This is a genomic window from Pelagerythrobacter aerophilus, from assembly GCF_003581645.1.
GTDB classification, from domain to species: domain Bacteria; phylum Pseudomonadota; class Alphaproteobacteria; order Sphingomonadales; family Sphingomonadaceae; genus Pelagerythrobacter; species Pelagerythrobacter aerophilus.
In genome coordinates, this window is the sequence record NZ_QXFK01000004.1 from 75,159 (window position 1) to 95,045 (window position 19,887).

Consider the following 19,887-nt stretch of genomic DNA (forward strand, 5'->3'; position numbering starts at 1 on the left):
TGAACTGAAATCATTTCTTCGAACCGGGCAGACCGGGCAGCCCCGGCGGCATGCCGCCCGCGCCGGGCCCGCCGAGACCCGGCATCGCGGCGCCCATGCCTCCGCCGCCGAACAGCGCGCCGAGGCCCTTGAGGCCGCCCATCTTCTTGATCTGCTTCATCGCGCGGCTCATTTCCTGGTGCATCTTGAGCAGCTTGTTCACGTCCTGCACCTGCAGGCCCGAGCCCGCTGCGACGCGCTTCTTGCGCTTGGCGTTGAGCAGCGCGGGATTGGCGCGTTCCTTCGGCGTCATCGAGCCGATGATCGCGTCCATGTGGACCAGCACCTTGTCGTCCACGCCCGACTGCGACAACGCCGCCTTGGCCTTCTTCATGCCCGGCAGCATCCCGGCGAGCATGCCGAGCCCGCCCATGCTCTGCATCTGGCGGAGCTGCGTGCGCAGATCGTTGAGGTCGAACTGACCCTTCGCCATGCGCTTGGCGAGCGCTTCGGCGTCTTCTTCCTTGATCGTCGCCGCGGCCTTCTCGACCAGGCTGACGACGTCGCCCATGCCGAGGATGCGGCCGGCGACGCGCTTGGGATCGAACGCCTCCAGCGCATCGAGCTTCTCGCCCGTGCCGGCGAACTTGATCGGCTTGCCGGTGACGTGCCGCATCGACAGCGCCGCGCCGCCGCGCGCATCGCCGTCCATCCGGGTGAGGACCACGCCGGTCAGCGGCACTTCCTCGGTGAAGCTCTTGGCGACGTTGACCGCATCCTGACCGGTCAGCGAATCGACCACCAGCAGCACTTCGTTCGGCGAGGAGATGCCGGCGACCGCCTTCATCTCCGCCATCAGCGCTTCGTCGACGTGCAGGCGGCCGGCGGTGTCGAGCAGCAGCACGTCGGCCGACTGGAGCCGCGCCGCTTCCATAGCCCGCCGCGCGATGTCGACCGGCTGCTGGCCCTGCACGATCGGCAGGGTCGCGACGCTGACCTGCTCGCCCAGAACCGCGAGCTGCTCCTGCGCAGCCGGGCGGTTGACATCGAGCGAGGCCATCAGCGCCTTCTTGCCGTGGCGCTCCTTCAGGAACTTGCCGAGCTTGGCGGTGGTGGTCGTCTTGCCCGAGCCCTGGAGGCCGACCATCATGATCACGACCGGCGGCTTGGCGTCGAGGTTCAGACCCTCGACCGCTTCGCCGCCCAGCATTGCGACCAGTTCGTCGTTGACGATCTTGACGACCTGCTGGCCCGGCGTAACCGATTTCAGCACCTCGGCCCCGATCGCCTTCTCGGTCACCGCATCGATGAACCGGCGCACGACCGGCAGCGCGACGTCCGCCTCGAGCAGCGCGACGCGCACCTCGCGCATCGCCTCGCGCACGTCCTGCTCGCTCAGCGCCCCGCGCCCGCGCAGGCGGTCGAACACATTGCCGAGCCGGTCGGACAGATTGTCGAACATCGCCTACTCCAAACTCAATCTCGGCTCTTACGAACCAAACGCGAAAAACGCCGGCGGACGAAACCTCGTCAGCCAGCGGGCAAATCGGCATTCCAAACCGCGCGAAAGGCACGGCGTATTTCGAACGTAGCCCGGTTTGCCGGATTTCGGTTCAGGCCGGAAGCGAAAATGGTGGGAGCCGAGAACCGGCGCGCAGCGGCCTTTCTGGCCGTGAGCACCGGAAGCGCAGGATCCCGCCATTTGCAGCCCGGCATGGGCCGAAAGGCGGTAAACCGGAGGATGGTGGAGCCTAGCGGGATCGAACCGCTGACCTCCTGCATGCCATGCAGGCGCTCTCCCAGCTGAGCTAAGGCCCCGTGCCATCCATTCGCGGCGCATCCCGGGAGATGCGCCAGACCCGCCGGTGAGCGGGAGGGCCGCCCTTTATTCAGGGCGGCCCTGCATTGCAAGAGCGGATTTAGGTATCTTCTTCCTCGTCGTCGCCCTTGCCCTTCGAGACGCCGAGATCGTCGTCGCCGCCGAGATCGACCTCGTTGTCCGGCGAATCGTCGTCGTCATCGACGTCGATGTCTTCCAGATCGTCGTCGGCAAGGTCGCTGTCGGCTTCCTTGTCCTTCTTCTCTTCTTCCTCGAACGGAATCGGCTGCTTCGACTTCAGCACCGGCTCGGGATACCATTCCTCGCCGCATTCGATGCAGGCGACGGGCTCGTCCTTGCCGAGGTCGTAGAAGCGTTCACCGCATTTGGGGCAGGAACGCTTGGTGCCCCATTCTGGCTTGGCCATTGTCAATCCTTACCATTCCCCGCCGCCCTGGCAGGGTTGAAACTTGTGAGAACGTGATGGGTGTGCTCGCCCCCGGAATCAAGAGCGCACCGCAGGCGGCGCGCGCCTTGCCATAGGGCAATGCCGCTGTCAAAAGCCGCGGCCGATCCGCCCCTCCCGGTGAAGGACCCCTTTCCTTGAACGACACGCCCCGCCCCCGCCGCTTCCTGCCGTCCGGCCCCTTGCGCGGACGGATTCGCGTGCCCGGCGACAAATCGATCAGCCACCGCGCGCTGATGCTCGGCGCGCTGGCCGTGGGCGAGACGCGGGCGAGCGGCCTGCTTGAAGGCGAGGACGTGCTGGCCACGGCCGCCGCGATGCGCGCGATGGGCGCAACGATCGAGCGCGAAGCGGACGGCACCTGGTCGATCCACGGCGTCGGCGTGGGCGGCCTGCTCCAGCCCGGCCAGGCGCTCGATATGGGCAACTCGGGCACCTCCACCCGCCTCCTCATGGGCCTGATCGCGAGCCACGGGATCACCGCCGCCTTCACCGGCGACGCGAGCCTGTCGAAGCGCCCGATGGGCCGCGTGATCGAGCCGCTGAGCCGCATGGGCGCGGGCTTCACGCCTTCGCCCGGCGGCACGCTGCCGCTGATGATGGAAGGGCTCTGCCCGGCGGTGCCGATCGAATACCGCCTGCCCGTCGCCAGCGCGCAGGTGAAAAGCGCGGTGCTGCTCGCCGGGCTTAACACGCCCGGCGTGACCACGGTGATCGAGCCGGTGCCGACGCGCGACCACTCCGAGCGCATGCTGCGCGGCTTCGGCGCCGAGCTGGAGGTGGAGGAACTGGGCGGCGAGCGGATCATCCGCATCCGCGGCGAGGCCGACCTGCGCCCGCAGACGATCGAGGTTCCGGGCGATCCCTCGTCCGCCGCGTTCTTCCTCGTCGCGGCCAGCCTCGTGGAAGGCAGCGATCTCGTGATCGAGAACGTCGGCCTCAATCCCACCCGCGCCGGACTGGTCGCGGTGCTGCGCCGGATGGGCGCGAGCATCGAGGAGCTGGACGCGCGCGAAGTCGGCGGCGAGCCGGTCGCGGACCTGCGCGTGCGCCATGCCCCGCTCTCCGGGATCGAAGTCGACCCGGCCGTGGCGCCGAGCATGATCGACGAGTTCCCCGTCCTGTTCGTCGCCGCTGCGCTCGCACAGGGGCGCATGGTGACGCGCGGGCTGGAGGAACTGCGCGTCAAGGAAAGCGACCGCATCGCCGCCATGGCCGCCGCGCTGACCGCCGCCGGCGCGCAGGTCGAGGAAACCGAGGACGGCCTGATCGTCGAGGGAACCGGCGGCGATCCGCTGCCCGGCACGGGCGAGGACGCACCGGTCGTCACCCATCTCGATCACCGCATCGCGATGAGCATGGCCGTCGCCGGCCTCGCCAGCCGCGCAGGCGTGAACATCGACGACACCCGCCCGATCGGCACGAGCTTTCCGAACTTCATCGACCTGCTGGAAGGCGCGGCCAATCCCCCCTCCCGCTCGCGGGAGGGGTCGGGGGTGGGCCTGTCTGATCACGACGCCCCTCACCCACCCTCCAGCCCCCTCCCGCAAGGGGGAGAGGGAGAATGACGGGGCTGGATTCCGCGTCCCTGATCGGCTTCGCGGGCATGGCCTGCATCATCGTCGCCTATGCCTATCTCACCTGGAATTCGGCGCCCAACCCGTTCGTGCTCCACGGCACCAACCTGCTCGGCGCCGCGCTGCTGACGGTGTCGCTGCTGGTCCACACCAACTGGCCGAGCCTGGTTCTCGAAGGCTTCTGGGCCGCGATCGCGATCTACGGCCTGGTCAAGGCGGCGCGGGAACGCAACTCCCCCTCCCGCTTGCGGGAGGGGTCAGGGGAGGGTGTGCCGCCCTCCCCCTCTGCAACGCGCCCTCCCCCGGCCCCTCCCGCAAGCGGGAGGGGAGAGCGGTGATCATCGCCGTCGACGGTCCCACCGCCAGCGGCAAGGGCACGATCGCCCGCGCGCTGGCCGCGCACTACCGCTTGCCGCATCTCGACACCGGCCTGCTCTATCGCGCGGTCGGGCGGCAGGTGTTTCTCGACGGCGGCAACCCGGACGACCCGGTGGACGCTCTCGCGGCGACCAGTTTTCCCGAGGCGCTGCTGGCCGATCCGCACTTGCGCAGCGAGGAGACCGGCGGGCTCGCCAGCCGCGTCTCTATCCATCCCACGGTGCGCCAGGCCCTGTTCGAACGCCAGCGGACGTTCGCCACCCAGCCCGGCGGCGCGGTGCTCGACGGGCGCGATATCGGCACCGTCATCGCGCCCGAGGCGCAGGTGAAGCTGTTCGTCACCGCCAGTGTCGAGGCGCGCGCCGAGCGCCGCTGGCGGGAGATGCACGAGCGCGGCATCACCGCCTCGCTCGAGGCCATCGCCGAAGACCTCCGCCGCCGCGACGCCCGCGACACCGAGCGCAAGGACGCCCCCTTGCGCGCCGCGCCGGACGCATGGGTGCTCGATACCTCCACCCTGAGCCGCGACCAGGCCGTCGCCGCCGCGATCGGGGCGGTCGAGGAAGCGCTGGGGCGAAGGTAGAGCGGGCCGCAGGAAGACTCAGGGCAATAGGGTGCGCAAAGGACACGCCCTTTTCGCTTTCCCGTCAGCCCGGCGGCCTTCCCGCGAGAAACCATTTTCCTACACGCGCCGCGGTGTGTCACCACCTCCCTCATGCGCACCGCGACTCGCCTTCTCCCTTCCCGCTCGCCGCACAAGGTGACACCCGCCGGAGGGTGTGGCTTTCGCGCTCGCAAAGTCCACATGCGGATGCGTCCGGAAGGGACTCTCCACCGAGGGCGGGGAGCGCAAGGTGACACCGCGCTAAAACCCGGCGGAGCGTCAACGCCACCGCGCGGTTTTGCTTGCTTTTGCGCCCGCTTTCGCCTAGGCGCGCGCCCGTTCGACGGACGCATGGGTCCGGTCGGAGGCAGGCTTCCTTTGGCATTGCCGGTTCGAGTTGGGCGGTTCGTCCGCCCCGGCCTGCTTTTCCCGCCCCCTCCCTCCCCCGCGCGTTCGGAGAACCTCCGCCACGGCATCCGGCCCGGCGGAGAGTCTGGCCAGAAGACCAGCGGACCCAACCGCTTGGCCGGAAAAAACGTGAACTAGGAACATCCACCAATGGCAACTTCCGCCAACCCCACACGCGCCGATTTCGAGGCGCTGCTCAACGAACAACTCGGCGGCGCCGGCGAAGAAGGCTTCGAAGGCCGCGTCGTCAAGGGCACCGTCACCGCGATCGAGAACGGCCTCGCCGTGATCGACGTCGGCCTCAAGAGCGAAGGCCGCGTCCCCCTCAAGGAATTCATGCGCGTCGATGACGAGCACGGCCTGCAGGTCGGCAGCGAAGTCGAAGTGTTCGTCGACCGCGTCGAGAACGCCGACGGCGAAGCCATGCTCAGCCGCGACCGCGCCCGCCGCGAAGCCGCGTGGGACAAGCTGGAAAGCGAGTTCGGCGAAGGCAAGCGCGTCGAGGGCCGCATCTTCGGCCGCGTCAAGGGCGGCTTCACCGTCGACCTCGACGGCGCCGTGGCGTTCCTGCCCGGTTCGCAGGTCGACATCCGCCCGGTCCGCGACGTGACCCCGCTGATGGACATGCCGCAGCCGTTCCAGATCCTGAAGATGGATCGCCGCCGCGGCAACATCGTCGTCAGCCGCCGCGCGGTGCTCGAGGAAACCCGCGCCGAACAGCGCAGCGAGCTGATCGACAAGCTCTCCGAAGGCCAGGTGATCGAGGGTGTCGTCAAGAACATCACCGACTACGGCGCCTTCGTCGACCTCGGCGGTATCGACGGCCTGCTCCATGTCACCGACATGAGCTACAAGCGCGTCAACCACCCGAGCGAGGTGATCAACATCGGCGACACCGTCACCGTGCAGATCATCCGCATCAACGAGGAAACGCAGCGCATCAGCCTCGGCATGAAGCAGCTCGAGAGCGATCCGTGGGACGGCGTCGGTGCGAAGTATCCGGTCGGCGCGAAGCTGACCGGCACCGTCACCAACATCACCGAATACGGCGCCTTCGTGGAGCTGGAGCCGGGCATCGAAGGCCTGGTCCACGTCTCCGAGATGAGCTGGACCAAGAAGAACGTGCACCCGGGCAAGATCGTCTCGACCTCGCAGGAAGTCGAAGTCATGGTGCTCGAGGTGGACAGCGAGAAGCGCCGCATCTCGCTCGGCCTCAAGCAGGCCCAGCGCAACCCGTGGGAAGAGTTCGCCGACAAGCACCCGATCGGTTCGAAGGTCACCGGCGAAGTCAAGAACGCCACCGAGTTCGGCCTGTTCGTGGGTCTCGACGGCGACGTCGACGGCATGGTTCACATGTCCGACATCGCCTGGGGCATCTCGGGCGAGGACGCACTGGCGCTGCACCGCAAGGGTGAAGAGGTCGAGGCGATCGTGCTCGACGTCGACGTCGACAAGGAGCGCATCAGCCTCGGCATGAAGCAGCTCGAGAAGGGCGCGCCGAGCGAGGCGGGCGCTTCGGGCGCGCTGCGCAAGAACCAGATCGTCACCGTCACCGTGCTCGAAGTCCGCGATGGCGGCCTCGAGGTGCAGGTCGGCGAAGACGGTGCGACCGGCTTCATCAAGCGCTCCGACCTCGGCCGCGACCGCGACGAGCAGCGTCCGGACCGGTTCCAGACCGGCCAGAAGATCGATGCCATGGTCATCGGCTTCGACCGTTCGAAGAAGCCGAACTTCTCGATCAAGGCCCGCCAGATCTCCGAGGAGAAGGAAGCCGTGGCGCAGTTCGGCTCGTCCGACTCGGGCGCCTCGCTCGGCGACATCCTCGGCGAAGCGCTGAAGAAGAAGGACTGACGCCACCGGCGCAGTCACCCAGCGGAAGCTGGAGGAGACAAGGAAGGCCCGCTTGCCCACCCGGCAGGCGGGCCTTTCCTATATCAGCCCCGGCGCGTAGGATGAGCGCCATGCTCGAAGTCCATCAGTTCCCCTGCCTCGGCGACAACTACGGCTACCTGCTCCACGACCCGGAGAGCGGGGAAACCGCCGCGATCGACACGCCCGACGGCCCCGAGTACCTGCGCCAGGCCGAGGTCAGGGGCTGGCGGATCACGCAGATCTGGAACACCCACTGGCACCCCGATCACGCCGGCGGCAACAAGACGATCGTCGAGGCCACCGGCGCCCAGGTGACCGGCCCGAAGGAAGTCGAGAAGATCGCCCCCGTCGACCGCGTGGTCGCTGACGGCGACACCGTGGCGCTCGGCGGGTTCGAGGCGCGGGTGATCGACGTCGGCGGACACACCGAGGGACACATCGCCTACCACCTGCCCGAAGCCGGGATGGCCTTCGTCGGCGACAGCGTCTTCGCGCTCGGCTGCGGGCGGATGTTCGAGGGGACGCCCGAGCAGTTCTGGGCCAGCCTCGAGCGGATCAAGACCCTGCCGCGCGACACCACGCTCTACTGCGCGCACGAGTACACGCAGGCCAACGCCCGGTTCGCGCTCCACGCGGACCCGGACAACCCCGAGCTTCAGCTCTACGCCCGCGAGATCGACGAACGCCGCGCCCGCGGCGAGCCGACCGTTCCCATGCCGCTGTCCCGCGAACTCGCGACCAACCCCTTCCTGCGCGCCGACACGGAGGCCCTGCGCGGCCGCTGGGGCGGCAGCGCGCCGCACGAGACGTTCGCGGCGCTACGGGCGGCGAAGGACAGCTTCTAGCAAAGCGCCGGCGCCGGTCCGTCACCCCGGATAGGGGCTCTCCTTCAGCAGCCCCGCCAGATGCACGGCGTTCGCCGCGACCATCCTGGCGGTCTCGGCCACCTTTTCCGGCGTCTGATCGAGATCCTTGAAGTCGGTCGAGCCCATCGCCTCGCCCACCCAGTAGCAGGCCGCCGCAGCGGGGATCGTCCAGCCGAGATCGTTGAGGCTCTGGAACAGCTGCGAGGTCGACCAGTGCGCGCCGTCCTCGTTGCCGACGATCGCGGCGACCGCCACTTTCGAATAGCTCGGCATCCGCCCTTTGTCGTCGGTTTCGCTGAGGAAGGCGTCCATCCGCTCCAGCACGCGCTTGGCGAGCGAGCTGATCTGGCCAAGCCAGATCGGGCCGCCGAAGACGAGGATATCATGCGCGAGGATCTTTGCCCGCAGCGCGGGCCAGTCATCACCCTCGCCCTCGTCGGAGGTAACGCCGGCCAGCACGTTGTAGTCGGCGATGCGCAGCGTCTCGGAGATCGAAACGCCGCGCTCGGCGAACTTCTGCGCGAGAACGCCGATCATCGCGTCGGTGGAGCTCGCCTCGTCACCCGAGGATTTGAGCGTGCAGTTTATCGCTATTGCGGAAAGGGCCATGCGATTCTCCTGTTCGCAGGAGAAAGCGCATGGCCCCTCGTTATCGTTCCGCGAAAGCGGACGCGGATCAGATGCCGGCGATCAGTTCGTCGGCCAGCTTGCGGTCGGCGTCGGCGTCGTGCTTTTCGGCGATCAGCTTGCGCGCAGCGGAGGCCGCGGCGCTCGCCGCATGGGCGCGCACGTTCTCGACCGCTTCGCGCTCGGCGGCGGCGATCTTGTCCTCGGCCATGCGCTTGCGGCGCTCGACCATCGCCTTGCTGTCCTCTTCCGCCTTGGCGACGATCGTGTCGGCCTCGCGCTGGGCGTTGGCGAGCATGGCTTCCGCGTCCTTCTCGGCACCGGCGACCTTGCGGCGATACTCGTCGCGCAGCGCCTCGGCCTCGGTGCGCAGCGCCTTGGCTTCGTCGAGCTGGCGCTTGATCCCGGCGATCTTGTTGTCGAGCCCGCCGACGATCAGGCCAGGGACCTTCTTCCAGATCGCGATCAGGATCAGCACCGCCATCGCCACGGCAACGACCTGGAACGGGGCCAGGCCGAACAGCTCGGGTTCGACGTGCTCCACGGAACCATGCTCGATCACCGCCTCCGTTTCGGCGGCATCGGTGGCGAAGACTTGGGGTGCGTTAGCCATGGTTCATGGCCTCCTTGACGGCCTTCTTCGCGCTCGCGGCGGTGACGCTGACGCCCGCCAGCCGCTGGACGATGTCCTGTGCGGCTTCGGCTGCCACGCCTTCGATCTCGGCCAGCGCAGACGTGCGTGCGGCGGCGACCGCAGCTTCCGCATCGGCGAGCTTCTTGTCGAGCCGCTTCTGCGCGGCCGCGAGCTTCTTCTCGCTGCTGGCGGCGGCATCGGCCTTCGCCTTGGCAACGAGCGCCTGGGCGGCGGCGCGATTTTCGTTCTCGCGCTTGCGCCAGGCTTCTTCTTCCTCGTCCGCCTGCGCACGCGCGGCCTCGGCGGCGGCGAGATCGCTGCCGATCTGGCCGTCGCGCTCGGCAACGGTCCCCATCACCTTGGGGACCATGCCCCGGCCGATGACGAAGAACACGATCCCGAAGAACACCAGCAGCCAGAAAATCTGGCTGGAGAAGGTTTCTGCGAGCTGGGCTATCTGGGGCATCGAAGCACGTCCCGGAAGTCAGGCGCCGGATTCAGGCGGAAGAAAGCGTGCCGGCCGGGCGAAACCCGGCCGGCGACGGATAGTCGGTCGATCAGGCGACGAAGATCAGGATCATCGCCACGACGAACGCCAGCAGACCGAGAAGCTCGGCAGCGGCGAAGCCGATGAACAGGCGGCCCTGCTGGCCGTCGGCAGCGCCCGGGTTGCGCAGCGCGCTCTCGAGGAACGAGCCGAACACGTTACCCACGCCGATCGCGGCCATGCCCGCGCCGATCGCGGCGAGACCAGCGCCAACCAGCTTTGCAGCTTCTACGTCCATGTCAAAACTCCTTTGAATCGAATTCGTTAATTCGGGTTGGTAAAGCTCAGTGAAGGTTTTCCGCGTCGTTGATGTAGAGCGACGTCAGAAGAGCGAAAACGTAGGCCTGGATGCCCGCGACCAGGATCTCCAGCGCGCAGATGCCGACCATCAGTACGAAGCTGGGTACGCCGACCAGCAACCCCCAGTGCGCGCCTGCGTTGGTCCCGTCGATCACGAAGCTCGACAGCACTTCAAGCAGCACGTGGCCGGCCATCATCGCGACGAACAGTCGCAGCGCGAGGCTGAACGGGCGGACGGCGAAGCTGACCAGCTCGATCAGGAAGATCGCCGGGATCATCGGCAGCGGCGTGCCGTGCGGCACGAACAGGCTGAAGAAATGGAACCCGTGCTTCCAGAAGCCGACGATCAGAACGATCGAGAAGCTGATCGCGGCGAGAATGCCGGTCACGGTGAAGTGACTGGTGAAGGTGAACGGGTGAAGCCCGAAGATGCCGAGCGGCAGCAGGCCGAGGATATTGGCGAAGAGGATGAACATGAACAGCGAGAACACGTAGGGCACGTACTTGCGCCCCGCCTTGCCGATGTTCGCTTCCAGCATGTTCTCGACGAAGCCGGTGAAGGTCTCGACCGCCATCTGCCAGCGACCGGGGACGAGCTCGCGCTTCATCCCGCCCCACACGAAGATGCCCAGCACCACGGTGGTGATCAGCATCCACATCGCGCTGTTGGTGAAGGCGATGTTGAAGCCCGCAATCTCCCAGTTCGCCGAGCCGAACAGCGGCTCGATCGTGAACTGGTACATCGGGTCGACCTTGGCCGGTTCGGCTGCCACGGCTGTCTAAGTCCCTACCTCATGAACATCCGCGCTCGCGGCTACCCCTCAGGAGAGGAGTCGTCGGAGCGCGTGTTCGCCATCCTGAAAATGTTCCTGAAGGCCACCGCTATTCCGAGGAACAGGCCAACCAACAGACCCCAGGGCGACGTGCCGGCGAAGGTATCGACCAACCAGCCAAGCACGAGACCGCCGAGAATACCGCCAAGCAAATCCGCGAGCACCCGGTTGCCGCTGCGATAGTTCGCATCGGCCCCGGTCGCCTGCGGCCGGTTGCGCTGATCTTCTCGCTCGCGTGCGGCCTTGAGCCGCTCTTCGAGCGCATCGATCCGCGCATCCTCGGCGATAGGTTCTCGTGCGGGCTTGTCGTCGCTCATGCCATGCTCCTTGTGACGGGAAGGCGAGGCACGGGCAAGAGTTGCCCGCCGAGGGCGCCGCCCCCTTAGGCGGCACCCATGAGCGAGTCAATCGGCGGGTTGCTGCATTGCGGGAGAAGTTTTCGCCGCCCCCGGTTCGCACACTAGGCCGGGCAGCGGCTGTCCCGTTCGGGCGGCGCGCTGGTGCGAGTCTTCCACGAACCGTCCGGAGCCTGATACTTTTCACCCGGCTCGGTCCGCGCGATCGCGATGCACCCGGCGGTCAGCGCGTACTCCTCGAGCGTGGCGTTGGCGGTCTGCGCCTTCTGGGCATAGACCGCGCGCCGCTTGATGTTGATGTCGTTGACCATGCGCTGCAGTTCGGGCGTGGACGCACCGACGATGCCGAGATAGCCGTCCATCTTCTCGCCCACCTTGCCACTTGCGCGCGCGGCCTCGTAGGCCGGATCACGCTGCGCATAGGCAGTCCCAGCGAGCCCGCCCGCGGCAAGCGCGAAGCCGGCGGCGGCGAGCGCCATCTTGCGAACGAATTTCCTGTTCATGCCAAATCCCTTCACAACGCTCTTCATCAGAAGATGTCCGCGTTTTCCTCGATCGTGTTGCCCGCGTCTTCTGCGAGCCTGTAGATCACTTCCTGCCGAATATTGATGTTGAGCTCGATGACGATCGGCTTGTCGGGCGCCTCCACGGAAATGCACCCTGCCAGCGTCAACAAGCTCGCCACCACCAGCGGCAACGAACGGATCGCCCGCTTTCGCGCTGTCGCATTCCCCTGCATGGCCAGGGTTCTCGCAGCCGCACGGCGGGCAGTCAATTCGGCTGACGTCATGGCATGGTCTCGCTTTCGTGGGTCTGAACGGGCGGTTCGTCGGGGATCAAGTCTTCGGGCCTGATCGCTTCCGGCGGCGGGCGAACTTGTGGTTGCAGGCGCGTGCCGTCGTCGGAAAGCAGGCCCAGCTCGCGCGGATCGCGCACGAAGGCGGGATCGTAGAGCGAGCGCAGGTTGGTGAGGAGCTGCGCGAACGCCGCGCGGATGTTGATCCTGAACTCGAGCGGCAGCCCGGCAATCTGGCGGGTGACGAAGTTCTCGCTCGCGCCCTCGCCCTGGCTCACCCCTTCGAAGCGCACTTCGGTGATGATCTCGCCCGACAGGTTGCCGTTCATGTCGATCGTCATCCGGCGGTAGTCGAGCGAGCGCAGGGCGTCGAAGGCATAGTTGGCGATCGGCGACAGATCCTCGTAAGTCAGCTCGCCGACATAGGACAGGTTTCCGCCCGGCGGACGCGAGATCAGGCGGCCGCCCTGGATCCTGCCGTTGCCCTCCGCATCGAACACGATCGGTACTTCGCCGTCGAACGTGCCGGTGGCGCTGATATTGCCGAGCTCGAGCTGCTGGATGAACGTCGCCGCATCCAGCCCTGTGATCTCGAAGATGTAGGACCGCTGCTCGCTCGCGCCGAGGTTGAGGTCGACCGGGCGCAAGGTCAGCGTGCCGCCCATGAAGGGCCAGGTGCCGCCCGCGACCGAGAGGAACTGTCCCTCGCGCAAAGCGAACTCGACTTCGCCGTCCGTCACTTCGATGCCGGGATTGACCGAGCCGACGCGCAGCGTCTGCCCGGGCGCGGTGGTGAGATTGATGAGATCGCTGAAGACGATCGTGCCCGACGCGCCGCGGACCGGACCGAATGCGGCGGCGAAGTCGAGGCTTTCGCTGGAGAATTGCCCGGAACTCGTCACGCCCTGCGCGTTCCAGTCGATCCGACCGGTGCCCGTCACCGTTCCGCGTGCATTGGCGATCACACCCAGCGCGAGCGGGCTCAACATGTCGGGCTGGAGCGATTCGTCGAGCACCAGGCCATTCACCGCGAGATCCGCATGGCCGGCGCCGCTCGACAGATCGTGGACGATCGCGACTTCGGTCACTTCGCGCTCGCTGGTCGGTTCGCGCAGAAGGGCGTCGGCGCGGATGACGTTGTTCTGCAGCGTCAGCGTGGCGCCGCGGGCCATCATCGGGTTAAAGCGATCGGCCTCGCTGCGGTCCTCCAGAACGAAGCTGCCCTGGTCGATCGCGAACACACCGCCCGCATAGCGCCAGTTGCCCGCGGTCTGCCGCAAGTCGAGCGGGACGGCGAACAGCTCGACGTCGGCATCGGCGAAAGTGCCGGAGATCTCGCTTCCGAGCGTCGCCTGGATGTCGCTCACGCGGAACCGGTTCGCCTCCCGGTCCGGCCCGAGCGCGACCACGACGTCGCGCACAGAGAGGTTGCCCGGATAGGCGAAGCCGACCGCGCCGGTGCGGAGCGCGATCGGCGTCCCCGCCAGCTCCCCGGCGAGATCGAGCGAAGGCGCGCCGGCGGCCAGGCGGAGCCCGCGGTCGCCGTAGGCCAGAATCGGTGCGCCACGCCGCGGGCACAGCGTCAGCCCGCGCCGTTCGAGCGCCAGATTGGCCAGCTCGAGCCGGTCGAAGCGGAACTCGGTGCAATCGCGCCACAGCGCGAGCCCACCCGCGCTCGACCAAGCACCGTCCAGCGGCACGACGAGATTTTGCGCCGTCCCGCCCGGAAGCGCGCCGGTGGCGATCGCGCTGCCGGAGAAGCCGAGCGCTCCACCCGGTCCCTGCGCCAGCACGAGCTCCGGAATCGCAAGACGCGAATCGCCCGCGGCATATTCGGCCATCTGCAGCCGCAGGACGGCGTCGCGCCCGGGAAGCCGCTCCATTCGCCCGACGATCTGCGGCAATCCCTCGCCGCCGGTGCTGAAGTTCCCGGTGAGGCGCGATGCGCCCTCTGCCGGACTGCTGAAGTGAACCCGCGAAAGCGCCAGCAGCGTCGCGCCGCTGCCGCCGCGCAAGGTCGCATTGGGGACGACGAGCGACAGCGCCTCGTCATCCTTGCGCAACCGCAGGTTGCCGGCGAGCCGGCTGCTCCGTGCCTCCCGCTGGAGAGCGCCGGCAAAGCGTTCGAGCAGCGGCGCGAGCAGCGTATCGCGTCCGGCCTGCGCCAGACCGCTGAGCTGGCCGGCGAACCCATCGCCCATGCGCAGCCCGTTGCCTTCGATCTCCGCATCCGTCTCCGCCTGTTCGAAAGCACCACGGGCGCGCAGGAGGCCCTTGGCGGTGAGCACTGCGAACCGCGCCTGCGGATGCGCCACGCCGCGCCCGACCAGCGAATAGCGCGTCGTCAGCCGGTCATCTCGCCAGGTCGCGCGCAGGGTGCCGTTGATGCCGTCCGCTGAAAGGCTGGACAGCGCGGACCGCCCGCTCGCGAGCTTGGCCGTTCCTTCGTAGCCGGCGAGATCGGCATCGGCGGTGGCATCGAGCTCCACCCAGGCGTTGGCCAGCCGCAGACCGCTCTCTGGGCAGGCGAGTGCCCCCAGCCGGACGGGGCCCGCGAACCGCGGCTCGCCGGCGCGTGTCGTGACCCGGCCATAGAGAGTCGCGCCGCGCGCAGCGCATCCGGCGCCGGCGAGCCGGGGTGCGGTCGCGGCCACCACGCCCGCAAAGCCGCTCTCCAGTTTGCCGACCCCCTCGGCCTTGATCCCGACCGGCCCGAAATCCGTTTCCAGCAGCGCGCGCCCGTCGACGAGCTTCAAATCGAGATCGGGCAGTCCCGGCGGCTCGCCCGTGTCGCGGAACAGCACGCGATCGAGGCTTCCGAAGCTGAGTTCGCCCTCGCGCAGCCGGCCGAACAGGCGCGGCCGCTCCAAGACGACGCGGCCGATGGTCGGGGTTCCGAAGCCATAGCGCATGTTCACGGTCACGCGCTCGATCGTCAGGTCGGGCAACAGCGGATCGCCGATCACCACGTTGCGGAGCACCTGCTGTTCCGGCCCGATGCTCTCGATCTGGTACTCGGCGGTGAGATCGTAGTCCTCGAGCATTCCGGCGATGACGTCGTCTGCGATCCGCTCGCGCGAGAGCCACGCCGCAGCAAGCGCCGCCGCGACCAGCATCAGAAGCGCGAGAGCGGCGCGCCAGCGCCACCTCATCGTGCGCCGGCGCGGCGCTTCGGCCTCGACCTCGTCGGTGTTGTCGTCTTCGGCCAGCGCCATCCCCTCACACTTGCGCGTATCGCCCCGCAAAGGCAATGCATCCTCGAACGCGACGACGGGGGGAAAGTTGCCGCAGGGGGGCGAAAATCTGAACGAGGCTACCGCTTCGCACGCCGGGGCCGGCCATCGCGCGCGGCTGCGGCAACGCCTGCTGACAGGTGGCGCGGAGGCGCTGGCAGACTACGAAGTGCTGGAATTCCTGCTCTTCGCGGCCAATCCGCGCGGCGACACCAAGCCACTCGCCAAGGCGCTGCTCGCCCGCTTCGGATCCTTGCCCGCCGTGCTCAACGCCGAGCCGGGCGCGCTTCGCCAGGTCAAGGGCATGGGCGAGGCCGGCACAGCCACGCTCAAGGCGGTCGCGCTCGCGGCGCGGCGCATGGCGCGCGGCGAGGTGGCGCAAAAGCCGGTGCTGGGAAGCTGGCAGGCGCTGCTCGACTACCTGACGATCGACATGGCGCACCTCACGGTCGAGCGCGTCCGCGTGCTCTACCTCGACACGCGCAACCGGCTCATCGTGGACCACCATGTCGGCGACGGCTCGATCGACGAAGCGGCGATCCATCCGCGCGAGGTGGTGAAGAAGGCGCTCGACGTCGGCGCCAGCGCGATGATCCTTGTCCACAACCACCCGAGCGGCAATCCCGAGCCGAGCCGCGCCGACATCCGTATCACGCAGCGTATCGCGGAAGCCGGCAGATTGCTCGGCATCGTCGTGCACGATCACGTGATCATCGGACGCGAGGGACATACGAGCCTGAAGGCGAAGGGGCTGATCTGAGAGCGCTTGCCGCGACGAGAGCGCCCTATTCCGAGAACGCGCCCTGGAAATCCAGTCCGCTCGGCTCCTGGAATATGCGCAGGCCGAACTCGGGCATGATGGCGAGCAGGTGATCGAAGATGTCGGCCTGGATCGTCTCGTACTCGCCCCAGGCGGTCGTGTCGGTGAAGCAGTAGACTTCGAGCGGCAGGCCCTGCGCAGTCGGCTCCAGTTGGCGCACGAGCAAGGTCATCGCCGGCGTGATCCTGGCGTGTGAGCGTAGATAGGCGACGACATAGGCGCGGAAGGTGCCCACGTTCGTAACCCGGCGCGCATTGACCGGCTCACGCGCGGCCTCGCCCAGCCCCGCATTCCATTCGCCGATCTCCCGCTCCTTGTCGGCGAGGTAGTCCTCGATCAGCTTGAAACGGCGAAGGCCGGCCTTCTCCTCGTCGCTGAGGAAGCGAATCGAGTTCTGATCGATGTTGATCGCCCGCTTGATCCGGCGCCCGCCCGATTCCGACATGCCGCGCCAGTTCTTGAAACTGTCAGAGATCAGCCGATGCGTGGGGATCGTGGTGATCGTCTTGTCGAAATTCTGCACCTTCACCGTGTGCAGAGCGATGTCGATCACGTCGCCGTCGGCATTGAGTTCGGGCATCTCGATCCAGTCGCCGACCCGCAGCATGTCGTTCGACGTAAGCTGCACCGAGGCGACGAGCGAGAGGATCGTGTCCTTGAACACCAGCAGCAGCACTGCGGCCATCGCGCCCAGGCCGGACAGCAGCAACAGCGGCGACTGCTCGATCAACGCGGCGACCATCAGGATCGCCGCGGCGGCGTACACCACGATCTTGAGCACCTGGATATAGCCCTTGATCGGCCGGTTCGCGGAATCCGGGCGCCGATCGTAGAGATCCTTCACGAAGCTGAGCCCCGCGCTTATCGCCATCGCGATTATGAGAATGATCAGCGCGGCCGCAACGTTGGAGACGACTTCCTTGACCGCGTAGGGCAGATGCGGAACCAGCCTTATTCCATAGGATACGATGAGCGCCGGAACGATATTGGCGAGGTAGGCGACGACCTTGCCGGGATTCGGCCCGTCCTTCGGTAGCAACTTGGCCATCAGCAGGCGCAGAATGATCTGCTTGGCGACGAAGTTCGCCAGCCAGGCGAACGCCACCAGCACCCCGAGCCCGATCAGCGCTTCCGCGGCAGGGGCGAGGCCGGTGAGGCCGAAATCTTCGTAGGTCGGAAGGCTCATCATGGGCGTGTCTTGTCACCCGTCCGTGCGGGCGGCTCGTTCCTCTGTTCGCGATCGATGAAGGCCGCCTAGGTGCCTGTCGGGCACTGCTCTGTCAATTCAAGCGAGTGCCCTTACCGCTTCTTCTTCGCGAGATTGAACGCCACCGCCTCCCGCACGAGCGCCTGCAAGGCCGGCTCGTCGATCACGTCCCCTTCGAACAGGTCAATCGCTCGCCGGGTATTGCCTTCGAGGCTGGTATTGAACAGGCCTGCCGGATCGTCCAGCGCGGCGCCCTGTGCGAAGGTGAGCTTGACCTTGTCCTTGTAGGTTTCGCCCGTGCAGATGATGCCTTCCCGGCTCCAGGTCGGCACGCCGGCAGGGTTGGAGGGCTTGCGCCATTTGGCTTCCTCGACGATCTGGGGATCGGCTCCCATGATGATCTCGCGCGCTTTCGCGAGTCTCTCCCGCCGCCAGTCGCCCTGTTCGTTGTCCTGCGCCAAACCGCGTCTCCTGCTACATCTTCTCGCCGGGCAGCTTCGCCGCCTGCTTCACCCACTCGGTGAACTGGTTGCCCGGCATTTCGCCTTCGTGAATGTGGTAATAGCGGACCTCCGGATACTTCGAAGTCTCCGGCGGCGGCGGTTCGAGCGAGCCGCCGCGGAAGAACGTGACCTTCACGTAGCGGTCGAAGCAATGGAACGAGGTGAACCAGCAGCCCTGTTCGGTCCCGTAGAACGGGCTGTTCCACTTGACCGCCTTCTCCACACCAGGGACCGCGCGGACGATCGCCGCATCCAGCGCTTCGCCCACTGCGTGCTTCCATCCCGGCATGGCGGCGATATAGGCCTGCACGGGCTCGTCGCCCTCGCCTTTGGGGATTTGCGGATTGCCCCCGGACAGCAGCTTGGGCTTGCGCGTCATGGCTGGGCGGGCCGCCGGTAATGGCGGATGAACATGTAAATACCTGTCAACATGAGGAAGAACAGGAACGGGAGCGGCGTGTAATAGAGCCATTCCGGCGGCACGGCGAAGGCCTGGAAGGCAAATATGCCGACCACGATCAGAGTGAAGACCATTGATGTCCAGCGATGCAGTTGTCTGATCCGGGGGCTCATCAATCCATCCTTTCCAGCAGGTTATCGAGCGATTTGAGGAAACGCGGCCAGCCCGCCCGCGCACCGTGGTAAGCCATCTTGTCGTCGGGCCGGAAACCAGATGAGGTGGATGGCTCCCGCTCACGGCATCTAGGTGCCAAGGTGTGAAGACCGTCAGGTATTCACGAGCAAAATGGGAGCCACCCAGATGGATATTAGCACGATCGGTCTCGATTTGGCCAAGAACGTTTTCCAGGTTCACGGCGTAGATGCACAGGGCACGGCCGTTGTTCGCAAGGCATTGCGGCGCTCGCAGATGCTTCCCTTCTTCGAGAAGCTTCCGCCTTGCGTGGTTGGCATGGAGGCCTGCGGCACGTCGCATTACTGGGCTCGGGAGCTGATCAAGCTGGGCCATGAGGTTCGGCTGATGCCGCCGGCTTACGTCAAGCCCTACGTGAAGCGCGGCAAGACCGATGCTGCGGATGCGGAAGCAATCTGCGAGGCAGTGACGCGCCCCACGATGCGCTTTGTGCCGGTGAAGTCAGCGGAGCAGCAGGCGGCGCTGTCGATGCACCGCACGCGGGATCTGTTCGTCAAGCAGCGCACGCAGCTAATCAACATGATGCGAGGGCTTTTGGCCGAGTTCGGCATCGACATCCCCCAAGGCATCAATCGAGCTTTGGAGAAGGCACGTGCGATCGTCGACGGGGAAGCGCCTGACGTGCCGTCCGATGCTCTTCGCATCGTTGAGCGGCTGTCGCAGCAAGCCCTCGATGTCCACGCCCAGGTACGGGAGATCGAACGTGATCTGATCGGGTGGCAGCGCAAGAGCGACGTTGCCACCCGCCTCATGACGATCCCGGGCATTGGCCCGATCGGAGCGACGGCACTCGCAGCGTCGGTCAGTGATCCATCTCAGTTCCGCTCTGGCCGGCAGTTCGCGGCCTGGCTGGGGCTAACCCCGCTTCAGAAGTCCAGCGGCGGCAAAGAGCGGCTCGGCCGCATCTCGAAGATGGGCGACAGGTATCTTCGTAAGCTCCTGGTGGTCGGCATGACGGCAGTGGTGCGGAACGCGAAAAGAAAACCGGAGGCGGTCGATCCCAACGTTCTCGCCTTGCTGGCGCGCAAGCCCGCACGGGTGGTCACCGTGGCTTTGGCAAACAAAACAGCGAGAATCGTCTGGGCCATCATGACCCGCGGGGAAGTCTATCGTGAGCGCCACGTGCCTGCGTTGGCGGCGTAGAGGCAAAACGGAATAGCGGCGAAAGCCACTTCAGGAGTTGTGAGAGCAAAGCGAGATGATGGCGAACCGGTCAGACCGGGAACCGGGACAACCCAGCGAATGGCCGAGGCGATACAGCCTGTAAACCAGTTCGGGACCCAGTTCGCGGACACCATCAGGGCCAGCAGTCTACTTCATGGCTGCATCAACAGGCCGGACAGAAGTCTGCACCCGACCCAAGCGCCAGCACATCGCATTTGCCCTTGCAACGCGGGAGCCATCCACAGA

Annotated in this window: 21 protein-coding genes, 1 tRNA gene and 1 pseudogene; 7 read left to right on the plus strand and 16 right to left on the minus strand. The window is 66.7% G+C overall.

Translation table 11 applies throughout. The features are described from left to right. Window positions 1-10: 10 nt before the first annotated feature. From ffh to D2V04_RS00715, 3 genes are all read right to left on the minus strand, one after another. Window positions 11-1,441, minus strand: coding sequence for a signal recognition particle protein (ffh, locus tag D2V04_RS00705; protein ID WP_119511470.1), 1,431 nt, complete (start codon window positions 1,439-1,441; stop codon window positions 11-13). 280 nt (window positions 1,442-1,721) lie between these two features. After that, window positions 1,722-1,797 (minus strand) — tRNA-Ala (locus D2V04_RS00710). Between the two features lie 101 nt (window positions 1,798-1,898). Next, window positions 1,899-2,225: a TIGR02300 family protein gene (locus D2V04_RS00715; RefSeq protein ID WP_119511471.1), complete on the minus strand. Its 327-nt coding sequence runs from the start codon at window positions 2,223-2,225 to the stop codon at window positions 1,899-1,901. A 176-nt stretch (window positions 2,226-2,401) separates the two neighbouring features. On the opposite strand from D2V04_RS00715, the gene aroA reads away from it, so the two are divergent. The 5 genes and pseudogenes from aroA (at window position 2,402) to gloB (ending at window position 7,948) form a co-directional block, all read left to right on the plus strand. Continuing rightward, window positions 2,402-3,832 carry a 3-phosphoshikimate 1-carboxyvinyltransferase gene (aroA, locus tag D2V04_RS00720; protein ID WP_119511472.1) on the plus strand — a complete coding sequence of 477 codons (1,431 nt, stop codon included), beginning with the start codon at window positions 2,402-2,404 and terminating at the stop codon, window positions 3,830-3,832. Further along, window positions 3,829-4,077 (plus strand): annotated as a pseudogene (locus tag D2V04_RS00725) (CBU_0592 family membrane protein); the annotation flags it as partial. The gene aroA and the pseudogene D2V04_RS00725, both read left to right, overlap by 4 nt. Window positions 4,078-4,175: 98 nt before the next feature. Beyond that, window positions 4,176-4,802, plus strand: a complete 627-nt coding sequence (locus D2V04_RS00730; protein WP_119511473.1) for a (d)CMP kinase — start codon at window positions 4,176-4,178, stop codon at window positions 4,800-4,802. Between the two features lie 579 nt (window positions 4,803-5,381). After that, complete coding sequence (gene rpsA, locus D2V04_RS00735) at window positions 5,382-7,082, plus strand: 30S ribosomal protein S1 (RefSeq protein ID WP_119511474.1); 1,701 nt, start codon at window positions 5,382-5,384, stop codon at window positions 7,080-7,082. A gap of 110 nt (window positions 7,083-7,192) precedes the next feature. Then, window positions 7,193-7,948 carry a hydroxyacylglutathione hydrolase gene (gloB, locus tag D2V04_RS00740; protein WP_119511475.1) on the plus strand — a complete coding sequence of 252 codons (756 nt, stop codon included), beginning with the start codon at window positions 7,193-7,195 and terminating at the stop codon, window positions 7,946-7,948. A gap of 21 nt (window positions 7,949-7,969) precedes the next feature. On the opposite strand, the gene D2V04_RS00745 is transcribed toward gloB, so the two are convergent. The 9 genes from D2V04_RS00745 to D2V04_RS00785 all read right to left on the minus strand — a co-directional run bounded on the left by D2V04_RS00745 (window position 7,970) and on the right by D2V04_RS00785 (window position 15,277). Further along, window positions 7,970-8,578 (minus strand): flavodoxin family protein, encoded by a 609-nt coding sequence (locus tag D2V04_RS00745; protein ID WP_119511476.1) that lies wholly within the window; start codon window positions 8,576-8,578, stop codon window positions 7,970-7,972. 67 nt (window positions 8,579-8,645) lie between these two features. Then, window positions 8,646-9,209: a F0F1 ATP synthase subunit B family protein gene (locus D2V04_RS00750; RefSeq protein WP_119511477.1), complete on the minus strand. Its 564-nt coding sequence runs from the start codon at window positions 9,207-9,209 to the stop codon at window positions 8,646-8,648. Next, window positions 9,202-9,696, minus strand: coding sequence for a F0F1 ATP synthase subunit B family protein (locus D2V04_RS00755; protein WP_119511478.1), 495 nt, complete (start codon window positions 9,694-9,696; stop codon window positions 9,202-9,204). The genes D2V04_RS00750 and D2V04_RS00755 overlap by 8 nt, the downstream gene beginning before the upstream one ends. Before the next feature lie 91 nt (window positions 9,697-9,787). Then, window positions 9,788-10,015 (minus strand): F0F1 ATP synthase subunit C, encoded by a 228-nt coding sequence (locus D2V04_RS00760; RefSeq protein WP_047805836.1) that lies wholly within the window; start codon window positions 10,013-10,015, stop codon window positions 9,788-9,790. A gap of 46 nt (window positions 10,016-10,061) precedes the next feature. Continuing rightward, a complete protein-coding gene (locus D2V04_RS00765) occupies window positions 10,062-10,820 on the minus strand; it encodes a F0F1 ATP synthase subunit A (protein ID WP_182849608.1) in 759 nt (252 codons plus the stop codon). Between the two features lie 71 nt (window positions 10,821-10,891). Beyond that, on the minus strand, window positions 10,892-11,227 hold the full coding sequence (locus D2V04_RS00770) for an AtpZ/AtpI family protein (RefSeq protein WP_119511480.1): 336 nt from the start codon (window positions 11,225-11,227) through the stop codon (window positions 10,892-10,894). A gap of 143 nt (window positions 11,228-11,370) precedes the next feature. After that, window positions 11,371-11,769 carry a YdbL family protein gene (locus D2V04_RS00775; RefSeq protein WP_119511481.1) on the minus strand — a complete coding sequence of 133 codons (399 nt, stop codon included), beginning with the start codon at window positions 11,767-11,769 and terminating at the stop codon, window positions 11,371-11,373. Window positions 11,770-11,795: 26 nt separating this feature from the next. Next, a complete protein-coding gene (locus tag D2V04_RS00780; RefSeq protein WP_119511482.1) occupies window positions 11,796-12,005 on the minus strand; it encodes a YnbE family lipoprotein in 210 nt (69 codons plus the stop codon). A 47-nt stretch (window positions 12,006-12,052) separates the two neighbouring features. After that, a complete protein-coding gene (locus D2V04_RS00785) occupies window positions 12,053-15,277 on the minus strand; it encodes a YdbH domain-containing protein (RefSeq protein ID WP_119511483.1) in 3,225 nt (1,074 codons plus the stop codon). A gap of 67 nt (window positions 15,278-15,344) precedes the next feature. Here D2V04_RS00785 and radC point away from each other — a divergent pair, with 67 nt between their 5' ends. Further along, a complete protein-coding gene (gene radC / locus D2V04_RS00790; protein WP_119511484.1) occupies window positions 15,345-16,055 on the plus strand; it encodes a RadC family protein in 711 nt (236 codons plus the stop codon). A gap of 25 nt (window positions 16,056-16,080) precedes the next feature. Here radC and D2V04_RS00795 read toward each other — a convergent pair whose 3' ends face one another. The 4 genes from D2V04_RS00795 to D2V04_RS00810 all read right to left on the minus strand — a co-directional run bounded on the left by D2V04_RS00795 (window position 16,081) and on the right by D2V04_RS00810 (window position 18,398). Beyond that, the gene (locus D2V04_RS00795) at window positions 16,081-17,301 is read right to left on the minus strand and encodes a mechanosensitive ion channel family protein (protein ID WP_119511492.1); all 1,221 of its coding nucleotides are present in this window, start codon (window positions 17,299-17,301) and stop codon (window positions 16,081-16,083) included. A gap of 113 nt (window positions 17,302-17,414) precedes the next feature. Next, a complete protein-coding gene (locus tag D2V04_RS00800; RefSeq protein WP_228766185.1) occupies window positions 17,415-17,783 on the minus strand; it encodes a DUF1801 domain-containing protein in 369 nt (122 codons plus the stop codon). A gap of 13 nt (window positions 17,784-17,796) precedes the next feature. Continuing rightward, complete coding sequence (locus D2V04_RS00805; protein WP_182849604.1) at window positions 17,797-18,204, minus strand: DUF1801 domain-containing protein; 408 nt, start codon at window positions 18,202-18,204, stop codon at window positions 17,797-17,799. After that, window positions 18,201-18,398: a hypothetical protein gene (locus D2V04_RS00810; protein WP_119511486.1), complete on the minus strand. Its 198-nt coding sequence runs from the start codon at window positions 18,396-18,398 to the stop codon at window positions 18,201-18,203. Before D2V04_RS00810 ends, D2V04_RS00805 begins: the two co-directional genes overlap by 4 nt. Window positions 18,399-18,585: 187 nt before the next feature. On the opposite strand from D2V04_RS00810, the gene D2V04_RS00815 reads away from it, so the two are divergent. Continuing rightward, complete coding sequence (locus D2V04_RS00815; protein WP_119511379.1) at window positions 18,586-19,620, plus strand: IS110 family RNA-guided transposase; 1,035 nt, start codon at window positions 18,586-18,588, stop codon at window positions 19,618-19,620. Window positions 19,621-19,887: the final 267 nt, after the last annotated feature.